Here is a 23,768-nt window from a genome sequence, read left to right as displayed (position 1 = left end):
CTAAGCGCTCTCTGCTGCCTCTCCAGCGCTCGCCATTATTTCCTGGGCGCCAGCCCTCGCAGTCCACGCGTAGCCTCTGGTGGCAATTGCATGCTCGGCCATCTTTGCGCCGACATAATAGCCTGCCCGCTCGGGCAGAATTTGATCGCCGACCCGCCTCCTCTCGTCTGTCATGCCCTCGGAGAGGTATTTCAGGCGCAGTCCGAGACCTGCACTGTCAAGCTCGGCTGACAATGCCCGGGCCACCACGGGCTCCATTTCACGAATACGGGCATATTCGCGACGGTCATAACCGAAGTACTCCCAGGCAGCATGGCCCGGACTGATTACGCGAGAAACGTGAACTGCAATGCCCTCGTTGATGAGCAGCTCGCGAAGACTTACCCGTTTTCCCGTCTCCCAATAGGAGTAGTAGCCCCCCATCTCTTCAATAGCCTGGCGCATTTCGCTTCGGCTTTCGGGTGAAGTGTAGCGAACAGCGTGCGCGATTTCGTGGGCAAGCCAAAGGGGGATGAGCTCGGGGTCGAGTCCCAGCCCGTGGGTCTCGGGGTTTGTGACACTGGTAAAGTGCTCGAGACACACGAAGGCAATTCCCCGTCCGTTTACTACCAGTTCGCCTGCATTGGCTGCCCCGACGCCGACCATCAGCACGACATCGATATCGGAATCGACATCGAGGAGAGCCCGACACTGTTCTTCGGCATTTCTGGCGAGAGAAACAACATCGATTCTCTCGAGCATTGTCCGGAGGTCTCCTCGGCCGGCGAGAGCGGCTGATCGAGCTACGTCGGCGAAATGCGGTCCATCGGGATCGAGGACGTAATTTGACCAGTAAGCCTGGAGGATGTTGCGGTGAGTGTCGAAGTAGCGGTGGTATGCCGCGATGCGATCGGTGCTGTTAAGAACTGCGAAGAAATCAGGCAGCAGGTTAATCAGCATCAACGACCAGGTCGCGAGGAGTTCATTTTAGCGCGGCGCGCTTTTGGATGCGAGAAAATACGTTCGAAGGAAATTCCGAACAAGAGCGACCTAACCCAACCTTGACAAAAAAGCTGGCACAGAATTTCCCCTTGTCCCTTTCGGATTGCATCTCGAGGTGATATGACGACTCTCCGTCAGATAGAACTTTGTTGTCCAATCTGTCGGCACAGTTTTCACTCCCAGGCGGTCGTTTCAACGAATGCCTTTGGTGGTAAGCGGACGGATTTCCATGAGTGCGCGTCGGGAACACAGCCCCTGGCCTATCTCATTCATATGTGTGACGAATGCGGGTACTCGGGCGGCGAGCGAGACTTTTCAGGAGCTACTGAAGTCAGCCCGCTCGTCAAGGAGCACGTTTTGAATGAGCTTGCTCCTCATGCTCCATCAAGCACATCAGGGTCGGTGAAATATGAAGCCGCAGCGAAGGTCGCTAAGTGGCAGGGAGGCGAAGCGCGCCAGATTGCGGATATTCTGCTTCGTGCTGCCTGGTGCTGCGTTGATGAAGACGACATCGAAACAGAGCGATACTTCCGCCGGCTGGCGGCATGGAGCTTCGAGGAAGCGCTCGGCAGCTACGACGGAGTCGCTGTCGAAGAACGGGCAATCCTCACATATCTGGTTGGAGAGCTCTGGAGGCGCGTCGGCGACCTGGGTCAGGCCAGAGACTGGTTCGACCGTGTTCCCGAGGAGGTGACCGATCCGGAGAGTCAGCATTGGATTCTCGCCGCGGCCGACCAGCAGCGAACTGACCCCCAGGAGTGGTTTGGCTAAGGGGTGTTACCGTGTTCCAAAAAGCCTGTCACCGGCATCGCCCAAACCAGGCAGAATGTACCCTTGTGAGTTGAGCTCCCGGTCGAGCGCCGCGCAGTACACCTGAACATCGGGATGCTCGGAGGCAAGGCGTCTTACGCCCTCAGGCGCAGCCACTAGGCAGAGGAACCGAATCCTCGTAGCGCCAGCTCGTTTAAGAGAGGAAACGGCAGCGGCTGCGCTTCCGCCGGTAGCCAGCATCGGATCGAGAACGAAAAAATCCCGCTCGGTCACATCGCTTGGAACCTTGAAGTAGTAGTCGATAGGCTGGAGCGTATCGTGATCGCGGTAGAGACCGATGTGTCCGACTCTCGCAGCGGGGACAAGCCGAAGAATTCCCTCCACCATTCCGAGCCCGGCCCTGAGAATCGGTACGAGGGTCAGCTTTTTCCCGCTGATGTGCCACCCGGCTGTATCCTCCAAGGGAGTTGTCACCAGAAGTGGCTCGACGGTGAGGTCGATAGTGGCCTCATAGGCCATCAGCATTGCGATCTCGTCGACGAGCTCCTTGAAGATTTTTGTCGGAGTCTCACGGCTGCGCATTATCGTCAGCTTGTGCTGAACGAGTGGATGCCGGATAATTGTGAGTGTTGGAAATTCCTTCGTGCGCTCGATCATTTGTCGTCAACCCACCCTTCCGTAACCACACAGAAGCAGCTGAAGAATCCGTCCACTCACCGCCTCTAACTTACTTTCATTTCATGTCGGCATGAAGGAATACCAGGCAGTGGTGGTCAAGCTGACCCGGCACACACGTGAGGACGAAGATACGCTGACTGACCTTCTCAATGAGCGAAGCAGGGGAGGCTGGGAACCAGCACTCATGTCCCAGGATGAACTGCGACTGATAATTCTGTTTCAGCGTAACGCCGTAGCCGAAGGATAAACTTGGAAATCGAGTTCTATGGAGCGGCCCGCGAGGTCACGGGCTCGTGTCACATCCTGCGCGTAAACGGCAGCACAGTCCTTCTCGACTGTGGCATGTTCCAGGGGAAGAGAAGCGACGCCGAGCAAAAGAATAGAACACTGCCGGTACCGATTGCAGAGATCAGCTCAATCGTCCTGTCACATGCGCATATCGACCACTCCGGGCGACTGCCGTTTCTCATCGCCGAAGGCTACAGCGGCACCATCTGGGCAACTTCGGCCACTCGTGACCTGTGCGCCGTAATGCTGGCCGACTCGGCTCATATCCAGGAGAAAGATGCCGAGTTTCTGGCCAGGCGAAAAAAGGAGTTTATTCAGCCGCTGTACGGAACAAGGCACGCAGTCAGGACAATGGAGCTGATGGTTGCTGTTCCGTATAACAAGCCGTTCGATGTAGTGCCGGGCGTTCAGGGAACCTATGTCGATGCAGGTCACATTCTGGGCTCTGCATCCGTGATACTCGATTGTGTGGAGGACGGCCAGGCAAAGAGACTGGTGTTCTCCGGCGACATCGGCAGGTCGGGTCTGGCGATAATCAAGGACCCCGTACCGCCGACCGGAGCAAACACGCTCATCATGGAATCTACCTATGGAAATCGTGACCATGAGTCGGTAGATGGCGCGCGTGTGCGGCTTGCGGAAATCGTTCGGGACACCGCCGCAAAGGGAGGACGAGTTCTGATTCCCGCATTTGCGGTAGGGCGCACGCAGGAGATCATCTACAACCTGCATTCGCTGATCAGGGAATCAGCCATTCCTGCAATTCCGATCTATATCGATAGCCCGCTCGCAATTGACACGACCACCGTTTTCGAGATGCACCCCGAGGCCTTCGATCAATCCGAGGACATGGTCAAGAAGGTGCAGGAGCTGTTCGACTTCCCGCTGATTCACTACACGCGTGATGTCGAGGAATCAAAGGCTCTTGCTCACATGAACGGGCCGATGATAATCATTGCGGCGTCGGGCATGGTAGAAGCGGGGCGGATTCTCCACCATCTGGCTCAGGGAGCTTCAGACCCCCGCAACACGATACTGATTGTTGGCTTCCAGGCAGAGCACACGCTCGGGCGGCGGATAGTGGAGAAAGCTCCAATGCTGCGGATATTCGGCGAGGAGATTCCACTGAGGGCGAACGTTGAGGTAATCAACGGCTATAGCGCTCATGCCGATCGAACCGAGTTACGTATCTGGCTCGATGTGGTACGGGCAGGGTCACCGAACCTGGCAGCTGTTCACCTTGTTCATGGTGAGCCCGAAGCGCAGGAGGCGCTCAAGACGACACTCGAGGCGAAAGGGTACTCCGTCACCTGCCCGGAGCCGCACACGCGAGTGACCTTCTAGGTACCTTCCAGCGATGGCCCGGGCGGGACGCACGATCCTAAAGCTGGCTGTCAGCACAGTATTGGCTTTGCTCGTGTTCTGGGCTGGCTGGATGGGAGCAGTGCTGCTGTGGAGTGAGATGGATCAGGCACGTCCCGCGGACTCGATTGTAGTACTAGGTGCGGCTCAGTACGATGGGCACCCCTCTCCGGTATTGCGAGCCCGTCTGGATCACGCAGTCGATCTGTGGAACAAGCGCCTGGCACGTGTCGTGATCCTGACAGGAGGTACGGGCTTCGGCGATACTACGAGTGAGGCTGCCGTGAGCCGCGGATATATCAGGAAACACGGAGTTCCAGACGGGTCAATAATCTTGGAGAACGAGGGTCGAACCACCCGGGAATCACTGCAGGCTGTAGCCGGAATGCTGAAAGGAAGGGGATTCAAGACAGCAATTGTGGTGAGTGATCCGTTTCACATGCTTCGCTTGTGGATCCTGAGCCGGCGATTCGGGTTTACTCCTTATACGTCACCAACCAGAACTAGCCCAATCTCACCAAATCGGTCGGAGCGCTGGAAATACATGCTGAGTGAGTCGTTCAAAGCACCAATGGCCTTCTTATTCGAGAGGAAAATGTGAGCCGCGCATTGATAGTATCGATTTGTTACTTAATAACGGCCATTTCAGGCAGCCTTCAGGCTCAGCCGGTTCCCAGAATTGCATTCGAGAAGTACACGCTGCCGAACGGGCTGGAGGTAATCCTCCACGAGGACCATTCAACGCCGATCGTGGCCGTGAATACCTGGTACAAGGTTGGGTCAGGCGACGAGAAGGTTGGAAGAACAGGATTCGCACATCTGTTCGAGCACATCATGTTCATGGGCTCCCAGAATGTGCCGGTGGGAGTGTTCGACAAGGAGCTCGAGGCAGCCGGCGGCGACAACAACGGGTCGACCACAGAGGACCGGACCAATTACTTCGAGGTCGTACCCTCCAATGCAGTTCCCCTCGCGCTGTGGCTCGACTCTGACCGGATGGGGTTCCTGCTGCCAACGATGGACCTCCCGAAGCTCGATCTACAACGGGACGTCGTGAAGAACGAGCGTCGGCAGAGTGTCGATAACGTGCCTTACGGAAAGTCGGAGGAAATCATCCTGGCAGCACTTTATCCAAAAGGACATCCGTACTCGTGGTCGGTAATAGGGTCGATGGAGGATCTGAGCGCCGCATCACTCGATGACGTGAAGAATTTCTTCCGGACGTATTACGCTCCCAACAATGCGACGCTGTCTATCGCAGGTGATTTCGATCCTGTGAAGACGAAGGCTTTGATTCAGCAGTATTTTGCTGCGATTCCTCGAGGTCCGGCTCTTCCTCCGCGACCGAATGTCCCTGTGGTATTGCTGGCGAAGGACACATTCCTCGTGCTCGAGGACAAGGTGCAGCTGCCGCGGGCGTTCTATACCTGGCCGACGGTAAAGCTTTTCGCGAGCGATGATGCCGCGCTCGATGTTCTGGCAGCCATCCTTGCGAGTGGCAAGAACTCCCGCTTGTACAAGCGACTCGTGTACGACAGCCAGATAGCTCAGGCCGTGCGAGCGTCACAACAGGCCAGCAGGCTCGCGGGGTTCTTCCAGATCGACGTAACGCCGAAGCCTGAACAGAGCCTTGCCGCTATCGACAAGATCGTCCAGGAAGAGCTGCAGCGTCTGATGAACGAGCCAATCACCGCACGAGAGCTGGCCAGAGTTCAAAACTCGTTCAAGGCAAGCTTTCTGAACCGCATGACCAGCGTGCGGACCAAGGCAGACATCCTGAACCAGTACAACTACATGGCCGGCACGCCGGAGTACGTCCAGCAGGATGCGGCGCGTTACGAGTGCGTCACCCGCGCAGACGTACAGCGTGTGGCAAGGTTGTATCTCGCCAAAACGAAGGTGGTGCTGACTGTAGTGCCCGAGGGAAAGCGCGAGATGATGCTTACATCAACCGGGGGTACGCGATGATGTCGCAGCGCTCGCTCAGATCGCTGGCGTTTGTCGCAGCTGCGGCGGGAATCCAGTCCGTTGCTGGTGCTCAGGCGGTCGATCGGTCGCGTGCGCCGATTCTGGGGCCGCCGCCGAAAGTCTCATTGCCGCCGATCATCACACGCGTGCTTCCAAATGGCCTGAAGCTCGTGATCGTCGAGCAGCATGAACTGCCGCTCGCCGACTTTGCGCTTGTTGTCGGCAGCGGAGGGACTGTTGACCCGACGGGGAAACCGGGAGTGGCGAACCTTACCTCGACGATGCTCGTCGAGGGTACCACGACGCGGTCCAGCCTCGAGATAGCCGACCAGATTGCGTTCCTCGGAATCGGCCTTGGCACGAACAGCAACTGGGATGCGTCGACTGTGAGCCTGCACACGCCGACGGCGCAGCTCGACAGCGCTCTGGCGCTCTTTGCCGATGTGATTCTCAAGCCATCCTTCCCGGCGAGCGAGTTCGAGAGAATCCGAAAGAACAGATTGACCGAGCTGATTCAGCTCAAGGATCGGCCGACTGCGATTGCCAACCAGGCGTATGCGTCGATTCTCTACGGGGCGTCGCATCCGTACGGCCAGGCCTTGATCGGAACGGAGGCCTCGATCACCGGAATGGCGCCGAGCGACCTGGTGAACTACTACAAGACTCATTTCTTCCCGAATAACTCGACCCTTATCATTGTCGGTGATGTGAACCCTGCTCAGATCGAACAGAAAATCGCCGGAATATTCGGCAGCTGGCAGCGTGGAACAGTGCCGTCCTACACTCTCACTGACGCGCCGAAAGCTGCCAGTACGACGGTCTACCTGATCGACAAACCCGGCGCGGCACAGTCGTCGTTCCGCATCGGCAGCATCGGTGTTCCCCGATCGACGAAGGACTACTTTGCGCTGACGGTGATGAACACGATACTTGGCGGCTCATTCACCAGCCGGCTGAACCAGAACCTGCGGGAGACGCGCGGATATACGTATGGAGCACGTTCCGGCTTCGACATGCGCCGAGCTGCGGGCCCATTTACTGCGTCGGCCGAAATTGTTGCCGCCAAAACAGACTCCGGACTGATCGAGTTCATAAAGGAGCTCAATGCCATTCGCAACGCTGTGCCACCGGATGAGCTCCTCAAGGCCAAGCGATACCTGCAGCTCGGACTTCCAGCCGACTTCGAGACGACGCAACAGATCGCGACGGTGCTGGTCCCGGTAGCCCTCTATAACCTTCCCCTCGACTACTACAACAACTACGTGCAGAACGTCGAGGCAATAACGCAGGCGGACGTGCAGCGTGTGGCGAGGGAGTACATCAACCCATCCTCGCTGGCGATCGTGATTGTCGGAGACAGAAAGAGCATCGAGTCGGGCCTCAAGGCTGTGGGTACCGGGCCGATTTCAGTCCGGGATTTCTTCGGAAAGCCTGTCACCCAGTAGTCGGGGTGCGCCGGATGGAAAAGCAGGACCTCTCTCAAGTCCTGCTTTTTATTTCTGCAACGCTGCGCTTATCCATCGCCAATAGCCTGGCCCGGCGACGTATCCGACATCGTTGTGTGACGCCTCAGGCACGAGCAGCATTTCGCCCTTCACCTTGGCCGCAGCGAATACATCCTTGCCCATCTGAGCCGGAATGATCCGGTCTCGCAGACCATGGGCCACCCAGACGGGTGCCTCGATGGAAGCCACCTTTTCCACTGTATCAAAATGAAACCGAGCGATTGCATCCCACACGAAGTGGGTGGCTCTCCAGCCGATTATGCGGCTCATTGCCCGCGCGGAAGTAAAAGGAGACTCGAGAAGTAGTGCGAGCGGACGGTGTCGTGATGCAAGTTCGGCAGCGATTGCGCCGCCAAGCGAGTGTCCGTAGAACGCGATGCTGTCGGCAGGAATACCGAGCTCACGGCGCGCGAACTCATAAGCAGCTTCCGAGTCGAGCTGTGACCCTTTGTAGGTGGGTCGTCCGCCAAGATTCATGTAGCCGCGGTACTCGGTCAGCATTACGGCAAAACCAGTAGCTCGGTTGACCTCTTCTGCCCAGTCAATCCCGTTTACTGCGAGATCTGCGTTGCCGTGGAACGAGAGCAGGAGGCCCCTCGCCGTCTTCGGGTCTCCAACGACATAAGCGAGAAGTGGCTGGCCATCGCGAGCCTTGTACGACACACGGCTTGCCTCGACTGTTTCCAGTGGCGGGCGAGGCGGCTGAAAAGCAATGCGTTCCTGAAACAGCCAGACAATCCCGACAAAAACCACCAGGGCGGTGAGCACCAGGCCGGTGATGTTGAGGATGATCGCCGTCACGGATGGTCCAGGAATTGAGAGCGGGCGGAGCGGGCGGAGCGGACGTCGCGATGGGTTACCCTGCCAAGGCATCTCAGTCAATTTACGCCAATGCGAATACCTATCGACACATTTCGCCTGGATAACGGCCTTTTCGTAACGCTATCAGAGGATCGGACCGCACCGATCGTTGCCGTAAACCTCTGGTATCATGTCGGTTCTGCAAACGAACGACTGGGGCGAACGGGCTTTGCCCATTTGTTCGAGCATATGCTTTTCCAGGGATCGGAGCACGTCGGGTCCAACGAGCACTTCGAGCTGATACAGCGAGCCGGCGGGACCCTCAATGGGTCTACATGGCTGGAGAGGACGAACTATTACGAGACAGTTCCCTCGAATCAGCTGTCACTCGCCCTCTGGCTGGAAGCAGACCGAATGGGCAGCCTGCTGCCGGCGATGACGCAGGAAAAGCTGGATACACAACGCGACGTCGTGAAGAATGAACGCCGCTGGTCCATCGACAATCAGCCTTATGGAACGTGGCTGGAGCGGCTCTCGGCGCTCACGTTCCCGGAGTCACACCCATTTCATCACTCGCTGATCGGCTCGATGGAAGATCTTTCCGCAGCGTCGCTCGACGATATCAAACAGTTCTTCGAGACGTACTACACTCCGGATAATGCAGTGCTCTCCATCGCCGGCGACTTCGATTCGGCTGATGCTCGCAGGCTGGTCGAGAAATATTTCGGCGAAATTCCGCGAGGTCGAGGAAAACCTTCGCTCACGGGGATGGACGTACCGCCAATTTTCGGGCAGCCTTTGCGCCTCGTGGTTGGCGATGATGTGGCCTTACCACGTCTCTATCTGGCATTCCGGTCTCCAATCTTCGGCAGTGATGGCTACTACGCGGCAAGCGTCGCTGGTGCGATCCTGGGCATGCGTCGAGGCAGCCGTCTGCACCGGTCGCTCGTGCGTGAGCGACAAGTCGCAGCGGATGCTTCAGCGTTCACATTCGACCTTGCCAAGGCAAGTGATCTTCTGGTGGTCGACGTCATCGCGCGTCCCGAAACAACACCCGAAAGGCTGGAGGAAGAGGTCAATCGGGAAGTCGATCGTCTGATACAGGACGGTGTACGAGAAGAAGAGGTCGAGCGAGCAGTCGCGCTGATCGACACCGAGATCGTCACAGCGCTGCAGTCAGCGAGTGAGCGAGCGGACAGGCTGTCAATGTTCGCCACATACTTCGGCGAGCCGGAGCTCCTGAACGAACAGCCCGCGAAATACCAGGATGTAACAGTCGAAGCCGTCAATGAGTTCGCTGGCTCGAGACTTGGTCCGGAGAACCGCGTGACACTGCTCTTCGTCCCGAGAATGGAGACCGCGGATTCTGGCGTAACAACACCGCCGTCGATCGCGGCATGACGATCTCCACGCGGCCGGCGCCAGGGCCATCGCGGACATTTCAATTCCCGCGATTCGAGCGCACCGCGTTACCGAATGGGCTCCAGGTAGTCGTTGCGCCTGTCCGAAAACTTCCCGTCGTCACCGTGCTGGCAGTGATCGATGCCGGGGCCACGTCCGACCCCCCCGGACGCGAAGGCCTGGCGCAGCTCACCGCTGAGGGTTTGAGGGAAGGCACCCTTAAGCACGACGGTATTCAGATACTGGAAGGTTTCGAGAAACTCGGCTCTTCGCTCGAGGCTGGCGCAGACTGGGACAGCACGATCGTGAGCATGACTCTCCTGCGGGACAAGTTGACGCCAGGGCTGGAGCTCATGACCGAGGTGCTCACCTCCCCCTCGTTTCCCGAGCGCGAAGTGGAGCGCCTTAAAGCCGAACGGCTTGCCGAAAGAGCACAGATTCTGGCAGAGCCGAGGGGCCTGGCTGACGAGTCATTCTCGAGATTTCTGTATGCGAAACGCTCGCGATACAGTGAGCCAATGGCCGGGACGACTGCATCGGTGTCTGTCATTACTCGTGACGAGATTGCCGCCTTCTTTGCATCGCGCTATACACCCGATGCGGTAACGGTGATAGTCGTTGGGGATATCCACACTGAGGAGGCGGTGACGCTTGTTTCGACGACGCTGGGCGGGTGGGCGGGGAAAAGGGCTTCCGTAGACGCCGCCTCTGTAATGCAAGCCCGGAGCACTCGCGCGGTGGAGATAATCGCCAAAGAGGGTGCAGCGCAGGCGGAGCTACGTCTTGGACACATCGGGATCCCGCGATCTCATCCTGATTATTTCAACGTAGTGGTGATGAACGCACTCCTCGGTGGATTGTTCTCGTCCCGAATCAACCTCAATCTCAGAGAGCAACACGGCTACACCTACGGAGCCTCGTCTTTCTTCGACTGGCGGCGTGAGCCCGGGCCGTTCGTGATCGCAACCGCCGTTCAGAGTGAAGTTTCGGCGGCCGCCATAAGTGAGACGCTGAAGGAAATCGATGGGATGAGAACCGAAGAAATTCCCGAGGAGGAGCTGTCGCTGGCAACGAACTACCTGGAAGGCGTTTTCCCGATACGGTACGAAACGACATCCTCAATCGCATCCGCACTCGCGAACCTGGTGGTTTTCGGTCTTCCGGAGAATTTCTATGACACATATCGGGAGAATATTCACGCCGTCCGGCCGTCGGACGTCCTCCGGGCAGCGCAGGGCTACGTCTTTCCCGAGATGCTGCAAATAGTCGTTGTCGGAGATCCTGCGGTGGTGAAGGAGCCTGTGGGGAAGCTAGCGCTCGGTGATCTATCAGTGCGATCCGCTACTGAAGCGTGAAAAGGCAGCAAGCCACAAAAACCGAGATGACCGGAAAGGTCTCTTCCCGCCGAGTGTATACCGGCAGGGTCATCTCATTGGATGTGGATCAGGTTCGCTTCCCCGATGGAACGATTGGCGAGCTGGAGATGATTCGGCACTCGGGAGCAAGCGCGGTCGTTCCGTTGCTGGACGCGTCCAAAGCAGGTCCGGATGTCCTTCTGATCCGCCAATACCGGTACGCCGCGGAACGCTATCTATATGAGATCCCGGCTGGGCGTCTAGACCCGGACGAGTCTCCGGAGGAATGCGCCGAGCGAGAGCTACGAGAGGAAACGGGATACTCGGCGAGACACTTGCGACGTCTGACTACCATCTATACGACGCCAGGGTTTACGGATGAGCAGATCCATCTTTTCGTGGCGGAGGAGCTCACCGGCGGCGTAGCGAGCCGCGAGCCCGATGAGTTCATGGAGCTCCACCCGATTTCCCTGTCGCGGGCCGTGGCGATGGTCCATTCGGGCGAAATTGTGGACGCAAAGACCGCCCTGGGGCTGCTCCTGGCCCACGCGAGCCACCGGCCAAAGTAAACCCTCGAAGGCCGAAAGGACTCCAACCAACGTATAAGGAAGGCCCCACGTACAAGGAATGCGCCCCGAATTGTCTTGTTTTTAGGACACCAGGGCGCCGGGGGCGGGACAAGCAGGGTGGTGGAGAAGGCCTAAGCCATTGTCATTGAATGGCTTATTCCGCTGACCGATGGTCGGCATACCCCCTGCACTATGGACCAAGGCAAGAAACTTTTACCCAGGAGGCGGCCACAGGTTCTTCTGTTGTCAGAGTCTCATCTATTTCGGGGGTAGGTAATGGCAAGTATCGCTCGTAAACAAGAGATTCCGAGTCAAGGAATTACCGTCAGGGAGCGACTGCGGGCGATGGACGATTCAGCCGTAGTCACCGCTTTCCTGGGGGGAGAGGAAAGAGCGTTCTCGGAGCTGGTGGAGAGGTATCAGACCCGCCTGTTGAACTTCATTTACCGGACGATTGGTGATCGGGAGAAGGCGGAGGATCTGGTTCAGGAAGTGTTCATCCGGGTGTACCGGCATCTTCATCGTTTCGACCGGTCGAAGAAGTTTTCGACGTGGGCGTACACGATTGCATCGAATCTGGCGAAAAACGAGCTCCGGAATCGCTCGCGAAATCCGCTGGTACTGATGCAGACGGTTCAAAAGAACTGGCAGGATGACGATCGGCCGCTGCAATTCGAGGATACCACCTCACGGCCGGATGACATGTACCGGAAGCGGCACCTGCGGGAAATAGTCGAGGAATCGGTGGCAAAGCTGCCCGAGCATCATCGGCATGTCTTCGTCCTCCGGGAGCTCGAGGGGAAGTCCTACGAGGAGATCGCCGAGATCACGGACTGCAATCTCGGCACGGTCAAATCGCGACTGAACAGGGCAAGGAACTCCTTCGCGGAGATTGTTGCGCCCTACATGGAGTAGAGTTATGAGTTTGGGGGGAACCAGTACCCGTCGAACGGGTACTGGTACCCAGACCCCCTGAACCTGCCTCATGGACTGTCGCGAATTCCATAAAACACACTCCGCCTTCATCGACGACACGCTATCCGGTATCGAGCTTGTCGGCGTGCAGCGGCACATTGCGGAGTGCGAAGAGTGTGCGAAGCACGACGCGATCGTTCGCCGCTCGCTTCTCCTGTTTCGAAATCTTCCAAGGATCGAGCCATCAGCGGATTTCTCCGAGAGGCTGAATGCTCGACTCCGTGAGCTGAAGGACGCCGAAGCTGCTCCCGTATTTCATCATTCCCGCGCATTTGCAGCGACGATAGCAGTTTCGAGCGCGCTGATGCTCGGGTACATCGGCAGCTCATTGCGCGATGTGGATGCTTCCCGGGACATCGTCTTTCCTCCGGCCGTGGCAAGCATTCCCGAGCCAGAGTTTGCTCCGATTACGACTCCGGCACCGGCAATGGTTGCCTCCGTTCCTGCCGGGCTTCCGATCTGGACGGCCGCGCTCTATGCAGAGCTGGCACCGATTCATTTCGCATCCGCGGACCTCCAGCTCACCCAAAACGGACGATAATCCCCGGGCCTCCAAGCCCGGGTCTTTTTCTTAAGGAACTCCGGGAGGGGGAGAACACTCGGCAAGGGGTTCCGGATGAATCTTTTTCTATATTAGCAGCATGTCCAAGGCTGCACTAAAGTCGCTCGGAGAGGTTTTGAAGCGGCAGTCATTCGACGCCGCGTACTACATCTGCGGCGAAGACGACTTTCAGAAAGAAGACGCGATGAGGCAGCTCATTGCGACAGCAACCGACCCTGGGATGCGGGATTTCAATCTCGACGTTCGTCGTGCGCAGGATGTCGACCCAAAATCGATGGATGCGCTTCTTTCCTCGATGCCGATGATGGCCGAGCGCCGCGTCGTGGTGATTAGTGATGCGGGTGCGCTGCGAAAGGACCCACGAAAAGTTGTCGAACAGTATCTCGAAAAACCGTCCGCAGATATGCTACTGTTGCTCGTCGAGGCAGCGGGCGGAAAGACGGACAAGGAACTAGCGCGTCTGGCGACTGTTCTGGAATTCGACACGCTGACAGCCGACAGAATCCCCCGATGGATTGCCCATCACGTTACGCTGAACCTCAAAGGCGCCATATCTGTGGGAGCCATCGACCTGCTTCAGTCAGCGGTCGGAAATGATTTGCGCCAATTGGTGACTGAGCTGGAAAAGCTTGCAAGCTTCGCAAACGGGCGAGAAATCACCGAGGAAGCCGTTTCCGAAGTGGTCGGAGTACGCCGGGGTGAGACAATGGCGGATCTTCTGGATGCGATAGGGAGACGCGACGTAAAGCACGCGCTGGCACTGGTCGACCACGTTCTGGCGCAGCCGAAAACCAGCGCGGTCCTGGTCGTCATGGCGCTTGCAACGCAAACAGTCGCGTTGGCATGGGGGAGGGCGAGGCTCGACGAAGGCTTGCAACCCGGGCAGCTGCAAAACGACTATTGGAACCTGTTGAAGCAGTCCGGATCGGCATTCACCGGGCGCCCTTGGGGTACAGCAGTAGCTGCATGGGCCTCGGCTGCAGGCTCATGGGAAACGGAATCGCTGCAGCGCGCGCTCGACGCATTGCTGATAGCTGATCTGACGCTCAAGGAAAGCAGGGTTTCTTCGGAGGAGCAGGTGCTGACCACGCTCATTCTGGCGATGTGCGCCGGAAATGAGCAGAAAATTGCCGCATAGGAAGCAAGGAGTAGAGATGTCAAGGAAGTGGGCAGTCGCAGCGATGGTGTTGTTACCGGTACTGAGTCAGGCACAGGGTAGTCCCGACAGTTCGGCGTATCGGAGAGCGCAGACGCTCGTAAATGATGGGAACGCCGCAACCGGCCGAGCGATCGTAGACTCGATGATTGCTCACGCAGCCCCAGGGACGAACGCATACGCCGAGGGTCTCTACTGGAGGGCTGTTCTCTCCGCTATGGCCTCGGATGCGGAGATGGACTATCGCCGAATCGTCGTCGACTATCCGCTTTCTCCGCGTGTGGAAGACGTTCTGCTCCGGCTTGCCCAGCTCGAGCTCGCGCGCGCCGACTATGACGGAGCGCTACAGCACCTGAACCGGCTCACCCTCGAACATCCGACCGGTGCGACAAGGGCTCGTGCCGGGTACTGGACGGCGCGTGTTCTGTTCGAGAAAAACGATGTGCAGCGCGCGTGTGCAGTGAATGCGGACGCGCTCGCGCAAACAAATCCGAATGACGTAGAGCTGCGGAATCAGATCTCGTATCTCAATCAGCGCTGTGTCGGTGTAGTGATAGCGAGCTCCACTACACCGGTTTCCGCCGCCGTTCCGGTGACTGACTCAACACGTGTTCCCAGCGCGAGCGTTCTGGCGCCGAAAACCGACTCCATTGCCGTCAAGTCGCCTACTGTCGTCTCCAAGCCGTCAATGCAACCACCCTCGACGCCGCGGGACGTGAGCCCGTCGATGATTACTCCACCGGCACCGGCACCGGCACCGGCACCGGCACCGGCACCGGCACCGGCACCGGCACCAGCCGCAGCGAAAAAAACTGTGGCGACGGCGAAGCCGGTGACTCCTTCCCCGGCTGCGGCATCGGATGAAGGTGGATATTCCGTTCAGGTCGCCGCGTACAACGTGAAATCCCAGGCGCGGGCGATGGTTGAGAGCCTCAAGAAGAGGGGCTACGACGCCCGCGTCTCAGGCACAAGCGCCCCATTCCGAGTAAGGATCGGCCACTATCCGACGCAGGCGCAGGCAAGTGCAGTGATGCGTTCACTCAAGGCAAAGCAGATCAACGGGTTTGTGGTAAAGGCCGAATAGCGGTGAGCCGCGCTTCATCAACTCCGTTGATGCAGCAGTACCGGGAAATAAAAGCCCGGCACCAGGACGCAATTCTGTTCTTCCGAATGGGTGACTTCTACGAGATGTTCTACGAGGATGCTGAAGTAGCATCCCGTGCTCTCGGGCTGACGCTTACCTCGCGGAACAACGGAGGGTCTGCCGAAGTTCCTCTCGCGGGAGTTCCGGTGAAAGCGGCGGGTGAGTATCTGCGCCGCCTCGTTCAACAAGGCTTCAAAGTCTCGATCTGCGAGCAGACCGAAGATCCAAAGTTTGCGAAAGGCATTGTTCGGCGTGAAGTGATCGAGACGGTCACGCCAGGTGCTGCATACGCCGACGATATGCTCGATGGATCACGCAACAATTTCCTGTGCGCGATCCATTCTGCAGGCGACTCAGTGGGCATCGCGGCTGTAGACGTGACCACAGGCGAGCTCAGGCTCATCATGACGTCTGCCGGCGACGCCGATGCGGCATTGTCGCGTCTGACGCCTCGTGAAATTCTGGTTGCGCGGGAATCGACTCCGGCCAGACTGACGCAGCACAGCCGCGAAGAAGGCGCCCTGGTGACGGAGCGTGAGCCGTGGGAGTTCGATGTCGGACTTGCGGCAGCGGAGCTGACACGCCAGTTCAACGTCGCTTCCATCGAGGGAATTGGCATCACCGAGTCCGATGGTCCCGCGGTCGCGGCCGCGGGAGTGCTGATGCGCTATCTGCATGAGCTGCAGCCGGGCGGAATCCCGCATCTGACCTGGCCCAGGGTGGAACGGCCTGGCGGCACGATGCCCCTTGACGAAATGACACGCCGGAATCTTGAGCTCGTGGAATCACTGCGGGGAGGAGGCAACGAAGGAACGCTTCTCGGCGTTCTCGATCGCACGCTCACCCCGATGGGCTCGAGGCTTCTGCGCCAATGGCTGCTTGCACCGTTGACCAGCCGCACAGCAATCGAGGCGCGGCTCGACGCCGTAGGCCTGCTGGCGGCCGACCCGATTGTCCGCGAGGCAATGAGAAGTGCTCTGGACGGTGTTCGCGACGTGGAACGGCTCGCCAGCAAAACGGCGTCTGCGCGGGCGACGCCGCGAGAGCTCAGAGCACTCGGTGACTCGATCGAACGATTGCCGACGGTCGAAACGGTACTGAAGCAGCTGGCAGCGCAGGATGGCGCTGAGTCGGGGAATCCACTCACTGCACTGATGAGCCAGTGGGATGCATGCGCCGACCTCGGCGACGACATCACGAAGATACTGGTCGACCGGCCTCCGCTGACACTTGGCGACGAGCCAAGCATTCGGACAGGCGTTGACGCTCAGCTGGACGAATGGCGGACCCTGCGTGACGGAGGAAAGGACGGGATTGCGCGGATTCAAATGGAAGAACGGTCCAGGACAGGCATCAACTCGCTGAAGGTCGGCTACAATCGTGTGTTCGGATATTTCATTGAAGTCACCAACACCAATGCGCACCTGGTGCCGGCGGATTATCAGCGACGGCAGACACTCACCGGAGCGGAGAGATATGTCACGCCGGCTCTGAAGGAGTTCGAAGAGAAGGTTCTAACGGCCGCCGAAAGAATCGAGGAGCGCGAACGTGAGGTGTTCGAGGCGCTCCGCCGGCGAATTGGGATCCAGGTGGGGCGACTACAGTGTGTCGCGCGCCTGATTGCCGAGCTCGACGTACTTGCCACCCTGGCCGAAGTCGCCGAGCGGGAAGGGTACGTTCGACCAGAGATGACCGACGGGTTCGATCTGGAGATAGTTGCCGGCCGCCACCCGGTCGTCGAGCGGATGATGCAGCGGGAGAAGTTTATTCCCAACGACGTGCGCCTGATCGAGACTGCGCGGATGATCATCCTGACCGGGCCGAACATGGCGGGAAAGTCGACGATCCTGCGTCAAGTCGGGTTGATCGTTCTGCTGGCACAGATCGGATCCTTCGTTCCCGCTTCGCGGGCGAAAATCGGGGTAGTGGACAGGCTGTTCACGCGTGTGGGGGCAAGCGACAACCTCGTTCGCGGACAATCCACCTTCATGGTGGAGATGTCGGAGACGAGCGCAATTCTCCATACGGCGACGCGGTCCAGTCTTGTCCTGCTCGATGAGATAGGGCGCGGCACCTCGACGTACGACGGAGTATCGATTGCGTGGTCGGTGAGCGAGTATCTGCACGACAAAGTCGGCTGCAAGACAGTGTTCGCAACGCACTACCATGAGCTGACGCAGCTCACCGACGAATTAGTAGCAGCTTGTAACTATAGTGTCCAGGTGCGTGAGGTGGAGGGGCGGGTGCTATTCCTGCATCGGCTTGTACCAGGTGGGGCTGACCGCTCCTATGGAATCGAGGTCGGGCGCCTGGCGGGACTTCCAGAGGAGATCCTGCACCGCGCGAGGGCATTGCTCAGTCTGTTCGAGGGGGCGCAGATCGTAACCGCACTGGGAGGAACGAAAGAGGGTGTGACGAGTGGCAGTCCGGGGAAACGGAAGGAGCCCAAGGCCGGAGAGCAGCTGCCGCTGTTCGGATCGCTGCCGCACCCGATAATCGAGGAGCTCAAGGATCTGAAGCCGGACGAAATGAAGCCGATAGATGCACTGGCAATTCTCGATCGCCTCGTGACGCGTGCAAGGCAGTCGTAGATTACGGCGATGTCGATGAAGTACGCGGTCGGTGCGGCGTTACTGCTTGGCGTTCTGGCCTCGACAGGCTGTAACAGAGGCGAGGAATCGGACGAGCCGTTCTCGGGTGTCGGAGCGAGACCTGACGTGCTGCCTGTCATGCTCAACAAAGACCTGCCTTTCAGGTATCCCGCCGCCCTCTATGCAAAGAAGGTTCAAGCGAACGTGACTCTAAGGGTGTTCATCGACAAGGAAGGGCAGGTGGTTGCCGAGTCGACCCACGTTGCGGAAAGCTCGACTTTCCCGTCGCTTGACTCGGCGGCGGTCAGGGGATCGAGCGAGCTGCGGTTCATTCCAGCAAAGACCCGCGGCGAAGCTGTTCCGGTCTCGATTCTTTTTCCCGTGTACTTCAGGCATCCCGGGGCACCACCACTCCCGGGCGATACCATCCTCAAGAAGCCGGGGATATCGATTACTCCGGCTTCACCCTCGACAGCCCCCGTCGCAGCTCCGGTGAGTACAACTGCGGCGCGCACGGATACCGCAGTCAAATCTGCCCCTAAGGCGTCATCGGCGAAAAAGGCGAGCACGCCAACAAAGAAGACCACGACCAAGAAGGCTGCACCGAAGAAAACAACGACGAAGAAGAAAGGCTGATGCCGCCGGTCGAGCGAAACCGGCATCCTTACGAGAGCGTCATCGACACCATCGGGTGGACGCCGTTGATCCGCCTCAACTCGGTGACGCGTGGACTGCGGACGCCAGTGTACGCCAAGGCGGAGTTTTTCAATCCGGGCGGCTCGGTGAAAGATCGGATCGCGGTACCGATCATCGAGAAAGCCGAGCGGGATGGCACGCTCCAGCCTGGTGGAACGATCGTCGAAGGCACTAGCGGGAATACTGGAGTAGCTCTCGCGATAGCGGCCGCTCTTCGAGGCTACAAGTGCATCTTCACGATGCCAGACAAGATGTCGCAGGAAAAGGTTCGCCTCCTGAAAGCCTTTGGCGCTGAGGTGATCGTCACGCCGACGGCCGTGCCTCCCGATCATCCGGACAGCTACGTGATGATGGCGAAGCGGATAGCGAGCGAGACACCGAACGCGATTCTCGCGGATCAGTTTTACAACCAGGCAAATCCCGAGGCGCATTACGACGTCACCGGTCCAGAGTTATGGGAACAGACCAGTGGTCGCATAACACATTTTGTCGCGGGGGCCGGAACCGGCGGCACAATCACCGGAGTCGGGCGCTACCTGAAGGAGAAGAATCCTCAAATCAAGGTGATCGCCGGCGATCCGGTTGGCTCGATACTGGCGGATCACTGGCGCTCCAACGGAACGCGCCTCAACGAGGGCGTACCGTACAAGGTGGAGGGAATCGGACAGGACAAGATTCCGGGAACGCTGGACATGAGCCTGATCGACGACTTCCAGACGGTAAGCGACAAGGATTCGTTTGCAATGGCGCGACGCCTGACACGTGAGGAGGGGCTTTTTGTGGGAGGGTCGTCGGGGTTGATAACACACGTGGCGCTCAACGTCGCCCGGCAGATAGATGATCCGGACGCATTCGTCGTCACCGTGCTCTGTGACACGGGTGAGCGGTATCTGTCCAAGGTCTACAACGACGAATGGATGCGGGAGAACCAGATGCTGGATTCGCCGCGCGTCATGCTGAGCCACGTGCTTGGCGGCAAGGAGAGCGACCGGGATGCGCCCGCTGTGGTCAGTGTTGCGCCGGGAGCGAGCGTGCGACAGGCTCTTGGCTTGATGGCGCTCCATGATGTGTCGCAACTCCCAGTGATGGACGGACCGAATTGCGTGGGATCGGTGAGCGACTGGTCGCTGTCGCAGAAAAGCCTGGAGAATCCAAAGCTCCTCGACGCCACCGTGAGCGAGGTAATGGAATCGCCGTTTCCCGTGATTGCGAGCGACCAGCCGGTGGACAGTGTGGTCAAGCTGCTGTCCAAGTCGAATCCGGCGGTTCTAGTTCGTGAAAATGGAACGGTGCAGGGAATTGTGACCCGCTCCGACATGCTCCGCTTCATGATGTCACGGTAGGCTCTGTCCCCCGATGAAGATCACTGTTCTTATGGGCGGCGCCTCAGCCGAGAGAAACGTGTCGCTGGCCAGCGGGCTCAGGATTGCAGCGGCGCTGCGCTCCCGAGGTCACGATGTAACAGCCTTCGATCCATCCAAGGGCATGATCAGCGCCGATGCGGAGCGCGGGCTAAGTGAAGGCAGCGTGGGAAGAGAGCCGCCATCGCTGGAATCACTTGCCGAAGCGACTGGCGGATCCTTCCTGCCGGCGCTCGAGCGTCACCCGGAACTGATGAGCGCAGACGTTGTGTTTCTCGCGCTGCACGGGGGCCAGGGTGAGGACGGTACGCTGCAAGCGCTGCTCGACATGGCACATATCAGGTATACAGGGAGTGGGCACCTCGCGAGTGCGCTGGCGATGGACAAGGATCTCTCGAAGAAGCTTTTCCGGACCGAGGGCGTGCTGACTCCGGATTGGCTGATGGCGCCGGCTTCGATCGAGGATGTGGAGTGTGAGCTCGGTTTCCCGGTCGTGGTAAAACCGTCAAAGCAGGGGTCGACGGTGGGGCTCACGGTGGTGAAGGAGCGAGGTCAATTCGACGCTGCGGTGACGGAGGCGTGGCGGTTCGATGACGAGGTGATGATCGAGCAATTCATTCCCGGCAGAGAGCTGACGGTAGGGGTCCTCGGAGACCGTGTTTTCCCTGTGGGCGAGATCAAGCCGAAGCACGAGATCTACGACTACGAATGCAAATACACTCCGGGAATGGCCGAAGAGGAATTTCCGGCACAGCTGTCACCGGAGCAGACCGCCAAAATCCAGCAACAGGCGCTCGCGGCGTTCCGGGCGCTCAAACTAGGGGGCTGTGCGCGGATTGATTTTCGGCTCGCTTCTTCCGATGATGGCAGTATGAGCGGAGGCGGTGATTTTTACTGCCTCGAGGCGAACACGTTGCCTGGGATGACCGAGCTCAGTCTGATTCCGCAGGGTGCAGCGGCGAGCGGCATGTCGTTCGCCGAGCTTTGCGAGGAGATTGTCAACCTCGCGCGAAAGTGAGGAACAGTCAGGCACGGTCCGTGTTATAGAAATCAGAGCTTTCTTTCAGTCAGGTCCGGGATTTTCGCATGTCAGACGCGCTTTACGATTCGCAACAGCAGCAGCCAAGAATGACGCCAGCGGTTCAATGGCTGCTCGCGGCGAATATCGGTGTGTATTTCCTGCAGCTGACTCTATTCCGGTCCGACGCTGTCTTTCGCGCGCTTGGTCTTTCGGCCGACAGTCTCACCTCGGTGTGGTGGACGCCGGTCACCTACATGTTCGTCCACGCAGGGCTGTGGCACCTCGCGTTCAACATGTTTGCGCTGTGGATGTTCGGACCGCGTGTAGAGCAGAGCTGGAACACGCGTGGGTTCACTTATTTCTACCTGTGGTGCGGACTCGGCGGCGCGGTAGCGCACCTGCTCCTGCAGGGTAGGGCCAGTCTGATTGGCGCATCCGCGGCAGTGAGCGGCGTCATGCTCGCGTATGCTCTCAGATGGCCGGACGAAGAGGTCTATCTATTCGGTGTAATTCCGATGAAGACGCGCTGGCTCGTCGTCTGGATGGTCCTGATCAACCTGGCGATGGGTGTAGCGTCGACTCCGGGAGGGTCCGGGATAGCGTGGTTCTCGCACCTCGGCGGCCTGGCGTTCGGGTGGCTCTATCTCCGGATGTCTTCGTTTGGCGGGCTCGACAATTTCCGCCGGTGGGTATCGCCGGTTCCGGATGAGCCGGAAGACGCATTCCGAGCTGTACCCAAGGTACGACCCAGAAATCGCCAGCGCTCCGACAGGGGTGAAGTCGACGAGGTAGTGGCAAAGAGCAATGCCGTCGTCGCCCGGCCAGCTCGATCGGCGCTGGTGCCACTCACCGAGGATTCGAATCGTCAATCGGCCGAGCGCCTGGACGTCGTTCTCGACAAGATCTCGAAGCACGGGATCGAGAGTCTGACGAGCGAAGAAGTCCGAATTCTGGAAGACATGTCGAGGAAGCTGCGCGGATCGTGACGCGCTGATTGATCCCGCTCCCTGATTCGTGCATTCTACGGAATGCCGAAGCCGGAGCTGCTAGAGACCTTCGCGAATCCTTACGCGAAGCGGGATTACGAGATCCACATGGACTGCGACGAGTTCACATCGCTCTGTCCGGTAGGTGGGGTGGAGAGTGACGCGTCCGATCTCGATCTACTCAAGGGTGGCGCTCCGGACTTCGGGACGATCCGAGTCACTTACGTGCCGGGAGACCTTTGCGTGGAGCTCAAGAGTCTCAAGTTCTATCTGTGGAGCTTCAGGAACGAGGGAATCTTCTACGAGCGGGCGGTGAACCGGATACTCGACGATCTCGTGGCGGCGTCGAAGCCGAAGTGGATGAAGGTGGTTGGCGACTTCAACGTGCGCGGCGGGATCAAGTCGGTGATCACGGCCACGCACGGCTCGAGGTAACCAGGGCGATCGGCTACTGGAAAATTCCGAAGTTGCCGAGGAGCCACCAGAGGATGATGAAGATGATAATGGTGCTGAAGCAGCCACCGCCCATCTTCTTTGCGCCATAACCGGCAGCGAGGCCGCGAAGCAGTTTGCTCATGGAAACCCTGCATCGCAGGAGTCATACCGCCTTTATTTGGCAGGCAGCGGTAACGACGGTGGAGAACGCCGTGTGAGGGGTTCCAGCGTCACGCAGCCATTACTACATTGCGAAGCCGGTTTTTGTAGCGGGTTGTACAGGCCAGGTAGCTCAGTTGGTAGAGCAGCGGACTGAAAATCCGCGTGTCGGGGGTTCAATTCCCTCCCTGGCCATTGGTTGTAACTCGGCGAGTCGCTGCGCGACCGGCTCCGTCGAGAGCGGCCGCTGCCGATTGGTGATGCCCTCCAGATCACTCGGGAAGTCGCGGACGTTCGCCAAGCTGGATGGTACCTGGTTAGTACCTGAACTCCGCATAACTCCGCCGTTCTCTTTGGTGCTGAATTACCTTACGCTGTTTCGTAACTCGTTGCGGAACGGAACGGTCGCTAACCGCTCTCTCGGGTCGCTCCGCGCAAGCATTGCCGCGGGCCGCCGCAATTGTTGACAGCCCCCGTACCGCGCTGTATCTCAGGCGCTACCACCCATCGATAAAAGCACACCCGGCCAAAGCCGGGGTCGCAAAGCCACGGGTCCTCGCTTCCTCCGACGCCGCAGGCTGACGCCACGAAGGCCGCACGATCGCCGAGCTACCGAAAGGTGCGCTTGGCGATTCGCGTCTTTGGTGCGGCCAAGTCCACCCCGGACGCCCCGCGCGAGCGTCCAGCGGCGCGGGAGCACGGCGTCGTCCATCGATGAACGGAGGAAGCGAATCATGTTCGACCATACGCGGCGACCAGCCACGGCCGTCCGGATTCGGATCACACGATTGGCTGGACTCGGGCTGCTTTTGGTCATGGCTGGGTGTGAGCGGATGAACGATGTGAGTGGCCCAGCAGATGTTGCTGCCCCGGGGCCGGGGGCCTCGATGGCCCAAAAAACGGCCGCGCCACGCAGTGTGCAGGCCACGGGGGGCGGTACCACGACCTTCGGACAGGATCTCGACGGGAACGGTGCCGTCAACCTGTCGCACTTTGGCTTCAC

23 protein-coding genes, 1 tRNA gene and 1 riboswitch are annotated in these 23,768 nt (G+C 58.9%); of the genes, 20 read left to right on the top strand and 4 right to left on the bottom strand.

Annotated elements, in window-relative coordinates:
- A complete protein-coding gene (locus tag VES88_16670; GenBank protein ID HYN83115.1) occupies positions 1-942 on the bottom strand; it encodes a hypothetical protein in 942 nt (313 codons plus the stop codon).
- Between the two features lie 159 nt (positions 943-1,101).
- On the opposite strand from VES88_16670, the gene VES88_16665 reads away from it, so the two are divergent.
- Positions 1,102-1,752: a DUF2225 domain-containing protein gene (locus tag VES88_16665; protein HYN83114.1), complete on the top strand. Its 651-nt coding sequence runs from the start codon at positions 1,102-1,104 to the stop codon at positions 1,750-1,752.
- Positions 1,753-1,758: 6 nt separating this feature from the next.
- On the opposite strand, the gene upp is transcribed toward VES88_16665, so the two are convergent.
- Positions 1,759-2,409: a uracil phosphoribosyltransferase gene (upp, locus tag VES88_16660; GenBank protein ID HYN83113.1), complete on the bottom strand. Its 651-nt coding sequence runs from the start codon at positions 2,407-2,409 to the stop codon at positions 1,759-1,761.
- Positions 2,410-2,500: 91 nt separating this feature from the next.
- Here upp and VES88_16655 point away from each other — a divergent pair, with 91 nt between their 5' ends.
- Genes VES88_16655 through VES88_16635 form a run of 5 tightly spaced genes read left to right on the top strand, consistent with a single transcriptional unit; the run spans position 2,501 to position 7,493 of the window.
- Entirely contained in the window at positions 2,501-2,677 is a 177-nt protein-coding gene (locus VES88_16655) for a hypothetical protein (GenBank protein ID HYN83112.1), read from the top strand.
- A gap of 2 nt (positions 2,678-2,679) precedes the next feature.
- Positions 2,680-4,062, top strand: a complete 1,383-nt coding sequence (locus VES88_16650) for an MBL fold metallo-hydrolase (GenBank protein HYN83111.1) — start codon at positions 2,680-2,682, stop codon at positions 4,060-4,062.
- 13 nt (positions 4,063-4,075) lie between these two features.
- Positions 4,076-4,681 (top strand): YdcF family protein, encoded by a 606-nt coding sequence (locus tag VES88_16645; GenBank protein ID HYN83110.1) that lies wholly within the window; start codon positions 4,076-4,078, stop codon positions 4,679-4,681.
- Complete coding sequence (locus VES88_16640) at positions 4,678-6,048, top strand: pitrilysin family protein (GenBank protein ID HYN83109.1); 1,371 nt, start codon at positions 4,678-4,680, stop codon at positions 6,046-6,048. Before VES88_16645 ends, VES88_16640 begins: the two co-directional genes overlap by 4 nt.
- Positions 6,045-7,493, top strand: coding sequence for a pitrilysin family protein (locus tag VES88_16635; GenBank protein ID HYN83108.1), 1,449 nt, complete (start codon positions 6,045-6,047; stop codon positions 7,491-7,493). Before VES88_16640 ends, VES88_16635 begins: the two co-directional genes overlap by 4 nt.
- Positions 7,494-7,541: 48 nt before the next feature.
- Here VES88_16635 and VES88_16630 read toward each other — a convergent pair whose 3' ends face one another.
- The gene (locus VES88_16630; protein HYN83107.1) at positions 7,542-8,354 is read right to left on the bottom strand and encodes an alpha/beta hydrolase; all 813 of its coding nucleotides are present in this window, start codon (positions 8,352-8,354) and stop codon (positions 7,542-7,544) included.
- 90 nt (positions 8,355-8,444) lie between these two features.
- Between VES88_16630 and VES88_16625 the strand changes: the two genes are divergently transcribed.
- The 13 genes from VES88_16625 to queF all read left to right on the top strand — a co-directional run bounded on the left by VES88_16625 (position 8,445) and on the right by queF (position 22,606).
- Positions 8,445-9,755 (top strand): pitrilysin family protein, encoded by a 1,311-nt coding sequence (locus VES88_16625; protein HYN83106.1) that lies wholly within the window; start codon positions 8,445-8,447, stop codon positions 9,753-9,755.
- Positions 9,752-11,110 (top strand): pitrilysin family protein, encoded by a 1,359-nt coding sequence (locus VES88_16620; protein ID HYN83105.1) that lies wholly within the window; start codon positions 9,752-9,754, stop codon positions 11,108-11,110. Before VES88_16625 ends, VES88_16620 begins: the two co-directional genes overlap by 4 nt.
- A gap of 26 nt (positions 11,111-11,136) precedes the next feature.
- Positions 11,137-11,679 carry an NUDIX hydrolase gene (locus VES88_16615; GenBank protein HYN83104.1) on the top strand — a complete coding sequence of 181 codons (543 nt, stop codon included), beginning with the start codon at positions 11,137-11,139 and terminating at the stop codon, positions 11,677-11,679.
- 276 nt (positions 11,680-11,955) lie between these two features.
- Complete coding sequence (locus VES88_16610) at positions 11,956-12,594, top strand: sigma-70 family RNA polymerase sigma factor (protein HYN83103.1); 639 nt, start codon at positions 11,956-11,958, stop codon at positions 12,592-12,594.
- Positions 12,595-12,664: 70 nt separating this feature from the next.
- Positions 12,665-13,195: an anti-sigma factor gene (locus VES88_16605; GenBank protein HYN83102.1), complete on the top strand. Its 531-nt coding sequence runs from the start codon at positions 12,665-12,667 to the stop codon at positions 13,193-13,195.
- A 100-nt stretch (positions 13,196-13,295) separates the two neighbouring features.
- A complete protein-coding gene (gene holA / locus VES88_16600) occupies positions 13,296-14,354 on the top strand; it encodes a DNA polymerase III subunit delta (GenBank protein HYN83101.1) in 1,059 nt (352 codons plus the stop codon).
- A gap of 16 nt (positions 14,355-14,370) precedes the next feature.
- A complete protein-coding gene (locus VES88_16595) occupies positions 14,371-15,456 on the top strand; it encodes an SPOR domain-containing protein (GenBank protein ID HYN83100.1) in 1,086 nt (361 codons plus the stop codon).
- Between the two features lie 2 nt (positions 15,457-15,458).
- Positions 15,459-18,107, top strand: a complete 2,649-nt coding sequence (gene mutS / locus VES88_16590; protein HYN83099.1) for a DNA mismatch repair protein MutS — start codon at positions 15,459-15,461, stop codon at positions 18,105-18,107.
- A 9-nt stretch (positions 18,108-18,116) separates the two neighbouring features.
- A complete protein-coding gene (locus VES88_16585) occupies positions 18,117-18,743 on the top strand; it encodes an energy transducer TonB (protein HYN83098.1) in 627 nt (208 codons plus the stop codon).
- Positions 18,743-20,146, top strand: a complete 1,404-nt coding sequence (locus VES88_16580; protein HYN83097.1) for a pyridoxal-phosphate dependent enzyme — start codon at positions 18,743-18,745, stop codon at positions 20,144-20,146. The genes VES88_16585 and VES88_16580 overlap by 1 nt, the downstream gene beginning before the upstream one ends.
- 13 nt (positions 20,147-20,159) lie before the next feature.
- Positions 20,160-21,182: a D-alanine--D-alanine ligase gene (locus VES88_16575; GenBank protein ID HYN83096.1), complete on the top strand. Its 1,023-nt coding sequence runs from the start codon at positions 20,160-20,162 to the stop codon at positions 21,180-21,182.
- Positions 21,183-21,250: 68 nt separating this feature from the next.
- Positions 21,251-22,171 (top strand): rhomboid family intramembrane serine protease, encoded by a 921-nt coding sequence (locus VES88_16570; protein ID HYN83095.1) that lies wholly within the window; start codon positions 21,251-21,253, stop codon positions 22,169-22,171.
- 42 nt (positions 22,172-22,213) lie between these two features.
- The gene (queF, locus tag VES88_16565; GenBank protein ID HYN83094.1) at positions 22,214-22,606 is read left to right on the top strand and encodes a preQ(1) synthase; all 393 of its coding nucleotides are present in this window, start codon (positions 22,214-22,216) and stop codon (positions 22,604-22,606) included.
- A gap of 13 nt (positions 22,607-22,619) precedes the next feature.
- Here queF and VES88_16560 read toward each other — a convergent pair whose 3' ends face one another.
- Positions 22,620-22,748, bottom strand: coding sequence for a hypothetical protein (locus VES88_16560; protein ID HYN83093.1), 129 nt, complete (start codon positions 22,746-22,748; stop codon positions 22,620-22,622).
- Between the two features lie 139 nt (positions 22,749-22,887).
- On the opposite strand from VES88_16560, the gene VES88_16555 reads away from it, so the two are divergent.
- Positions 22,888-22,960, top strand: a tRNA-Phe gene (locus tag VES88_16555).
- 310 nt (positions 22,961-23,270) lie between these two features.
- Positions 23,271-23,382: riboswitch (cyclic di-GMP riboswitch) on the top strand.
- Positions 23,383-23,768 lie beyond the last annotated feature (386 nt).

Source organism: Gemmatimonadaceae bacterium (assembly GCA_035633115.1).
GTDB lineage: Bacteria > Gemmatimonadota > Gemmatimonadetes > Gemmatimonadales > Gemmatimonadaceae > UBA4720.
Note: the sequence above shows the minus strand (reverse complement) of the source record. Positions and strands in the feature narration are given on the sequence as shown.

Coding starts and splice junctions, on each gene's coding strand:
- VES88_16635 (HYN83108.1), top strand. CDS start 6,045: ATGATGTCGCAGCGCTCGCTCAGATCGCTGGCGTTTGTCGCAGCTGCG.
- VES88_16615 (HYN83104.1), top strand. CDS start 11,137: ATGACCGGAAAGGTCTCTTCCCGCCGAGTGTATACCGGCAGGGTCATC.
- queF (HYN83094.1), top strand. CDS start 22,214: ATGCCGAAGCCGGAGCTGCTAGAGACCTTCGCGAATCCTTACGCGAAG.
- VES88_16585 (HYN83098.1), top strand. CDS start 18,117: ATGTCGATGAAGTACGCGGTCGGTGCGGCGTTACTGCTTGGCGTTCTG.
- VES88_16605 (HYN83102.1), top strand. CDS start 12,665: ATGGACTGTCGCGAATTCCATAAAACACACTCCGCCTTCATCGACGAC.
- VES88_16575 (HYN83096.1), top strand. CDS start 20,160: ATGAAGATCACTGTTCTTATGGGCGGCGCCTCAGCCGAGAGAAACGTG.
- VES88_16570 (HYN83095.1), top strand. CDS start 21,251: ATGTCAGACGCGCTTTACGATTCGCAACAGCAGCAGCCAAGAATGACG.
- VES88_16595 (HYN83100.1), top strand. CDS start 14,371: ATGTCAAGGAAGTGGGCAGTCGCAGCGATGGTGTTGTTACCGGTACTG.
- VES88_16580 (HYN83097.1), top strand. CDS start 18,743: ATGCCGCCGGTCGAGCGAAACCGGCATCCTTACGAGAGCGTCATCGAC.
- VES88_16620 (HYN83105.1), top strand. CDS start 9,752: ATGACGATCTCCACGCGGCCGGCGCCAGGGCCATCGCGGACATTTCAA.
- VES88_16655 (HYN83112.1), top strand. CDS start 2,501: ATGAAGGAATACCAGGCAGTGGTGGTCAAGCTGACCCGGCACACACGT.
- holA (HYN83101.1), top strand. CDS start 13,296: ATGTCCAAGGCTGCACTAAAGTCGCTCGGAGAGGTTTTGAAGCGGCAG.
- VES88_16610 (HYN83103.1), top strand. CDS start 11,956: ATGGCAAGTATCGCTCGTAAACAAGAGATTCCGAGTCAAGGAATTACC.
- upp (HYN83113.1), bottom strand. CDS start 2,409: ATGATCGAGCGCACGAAGGAATTTCCAACACTCACAATTATCCGGCAT.
- VES88_16665 (HYN83114.1), top strand. CDS start 1,102: ATGACGACTCTCCGTCAGATAGAACTTTGTTGTCCAATCTGTCGGCAC.
- VES88_16560 (HYN83093.1), bottom strand. CDS start 22,748: ATGAGCAAACTGCTTCGCGGCCTCGCTGCCGGTTATGGCGCAAAGAAG.
- VES88_16645 (HYN83110.1), top strand. CDS start 4,076: ATGGCCCGGGCGGGACGCACGATCCTAAAGCTGGCTGTCAGCACAGTA.
- VES88_16625 (HYN83106.1), top strand. CDS start 8,445: ATGCGAATACCTATCGACACATTTCGCCTGGATAACGGCCTTTTCGTA.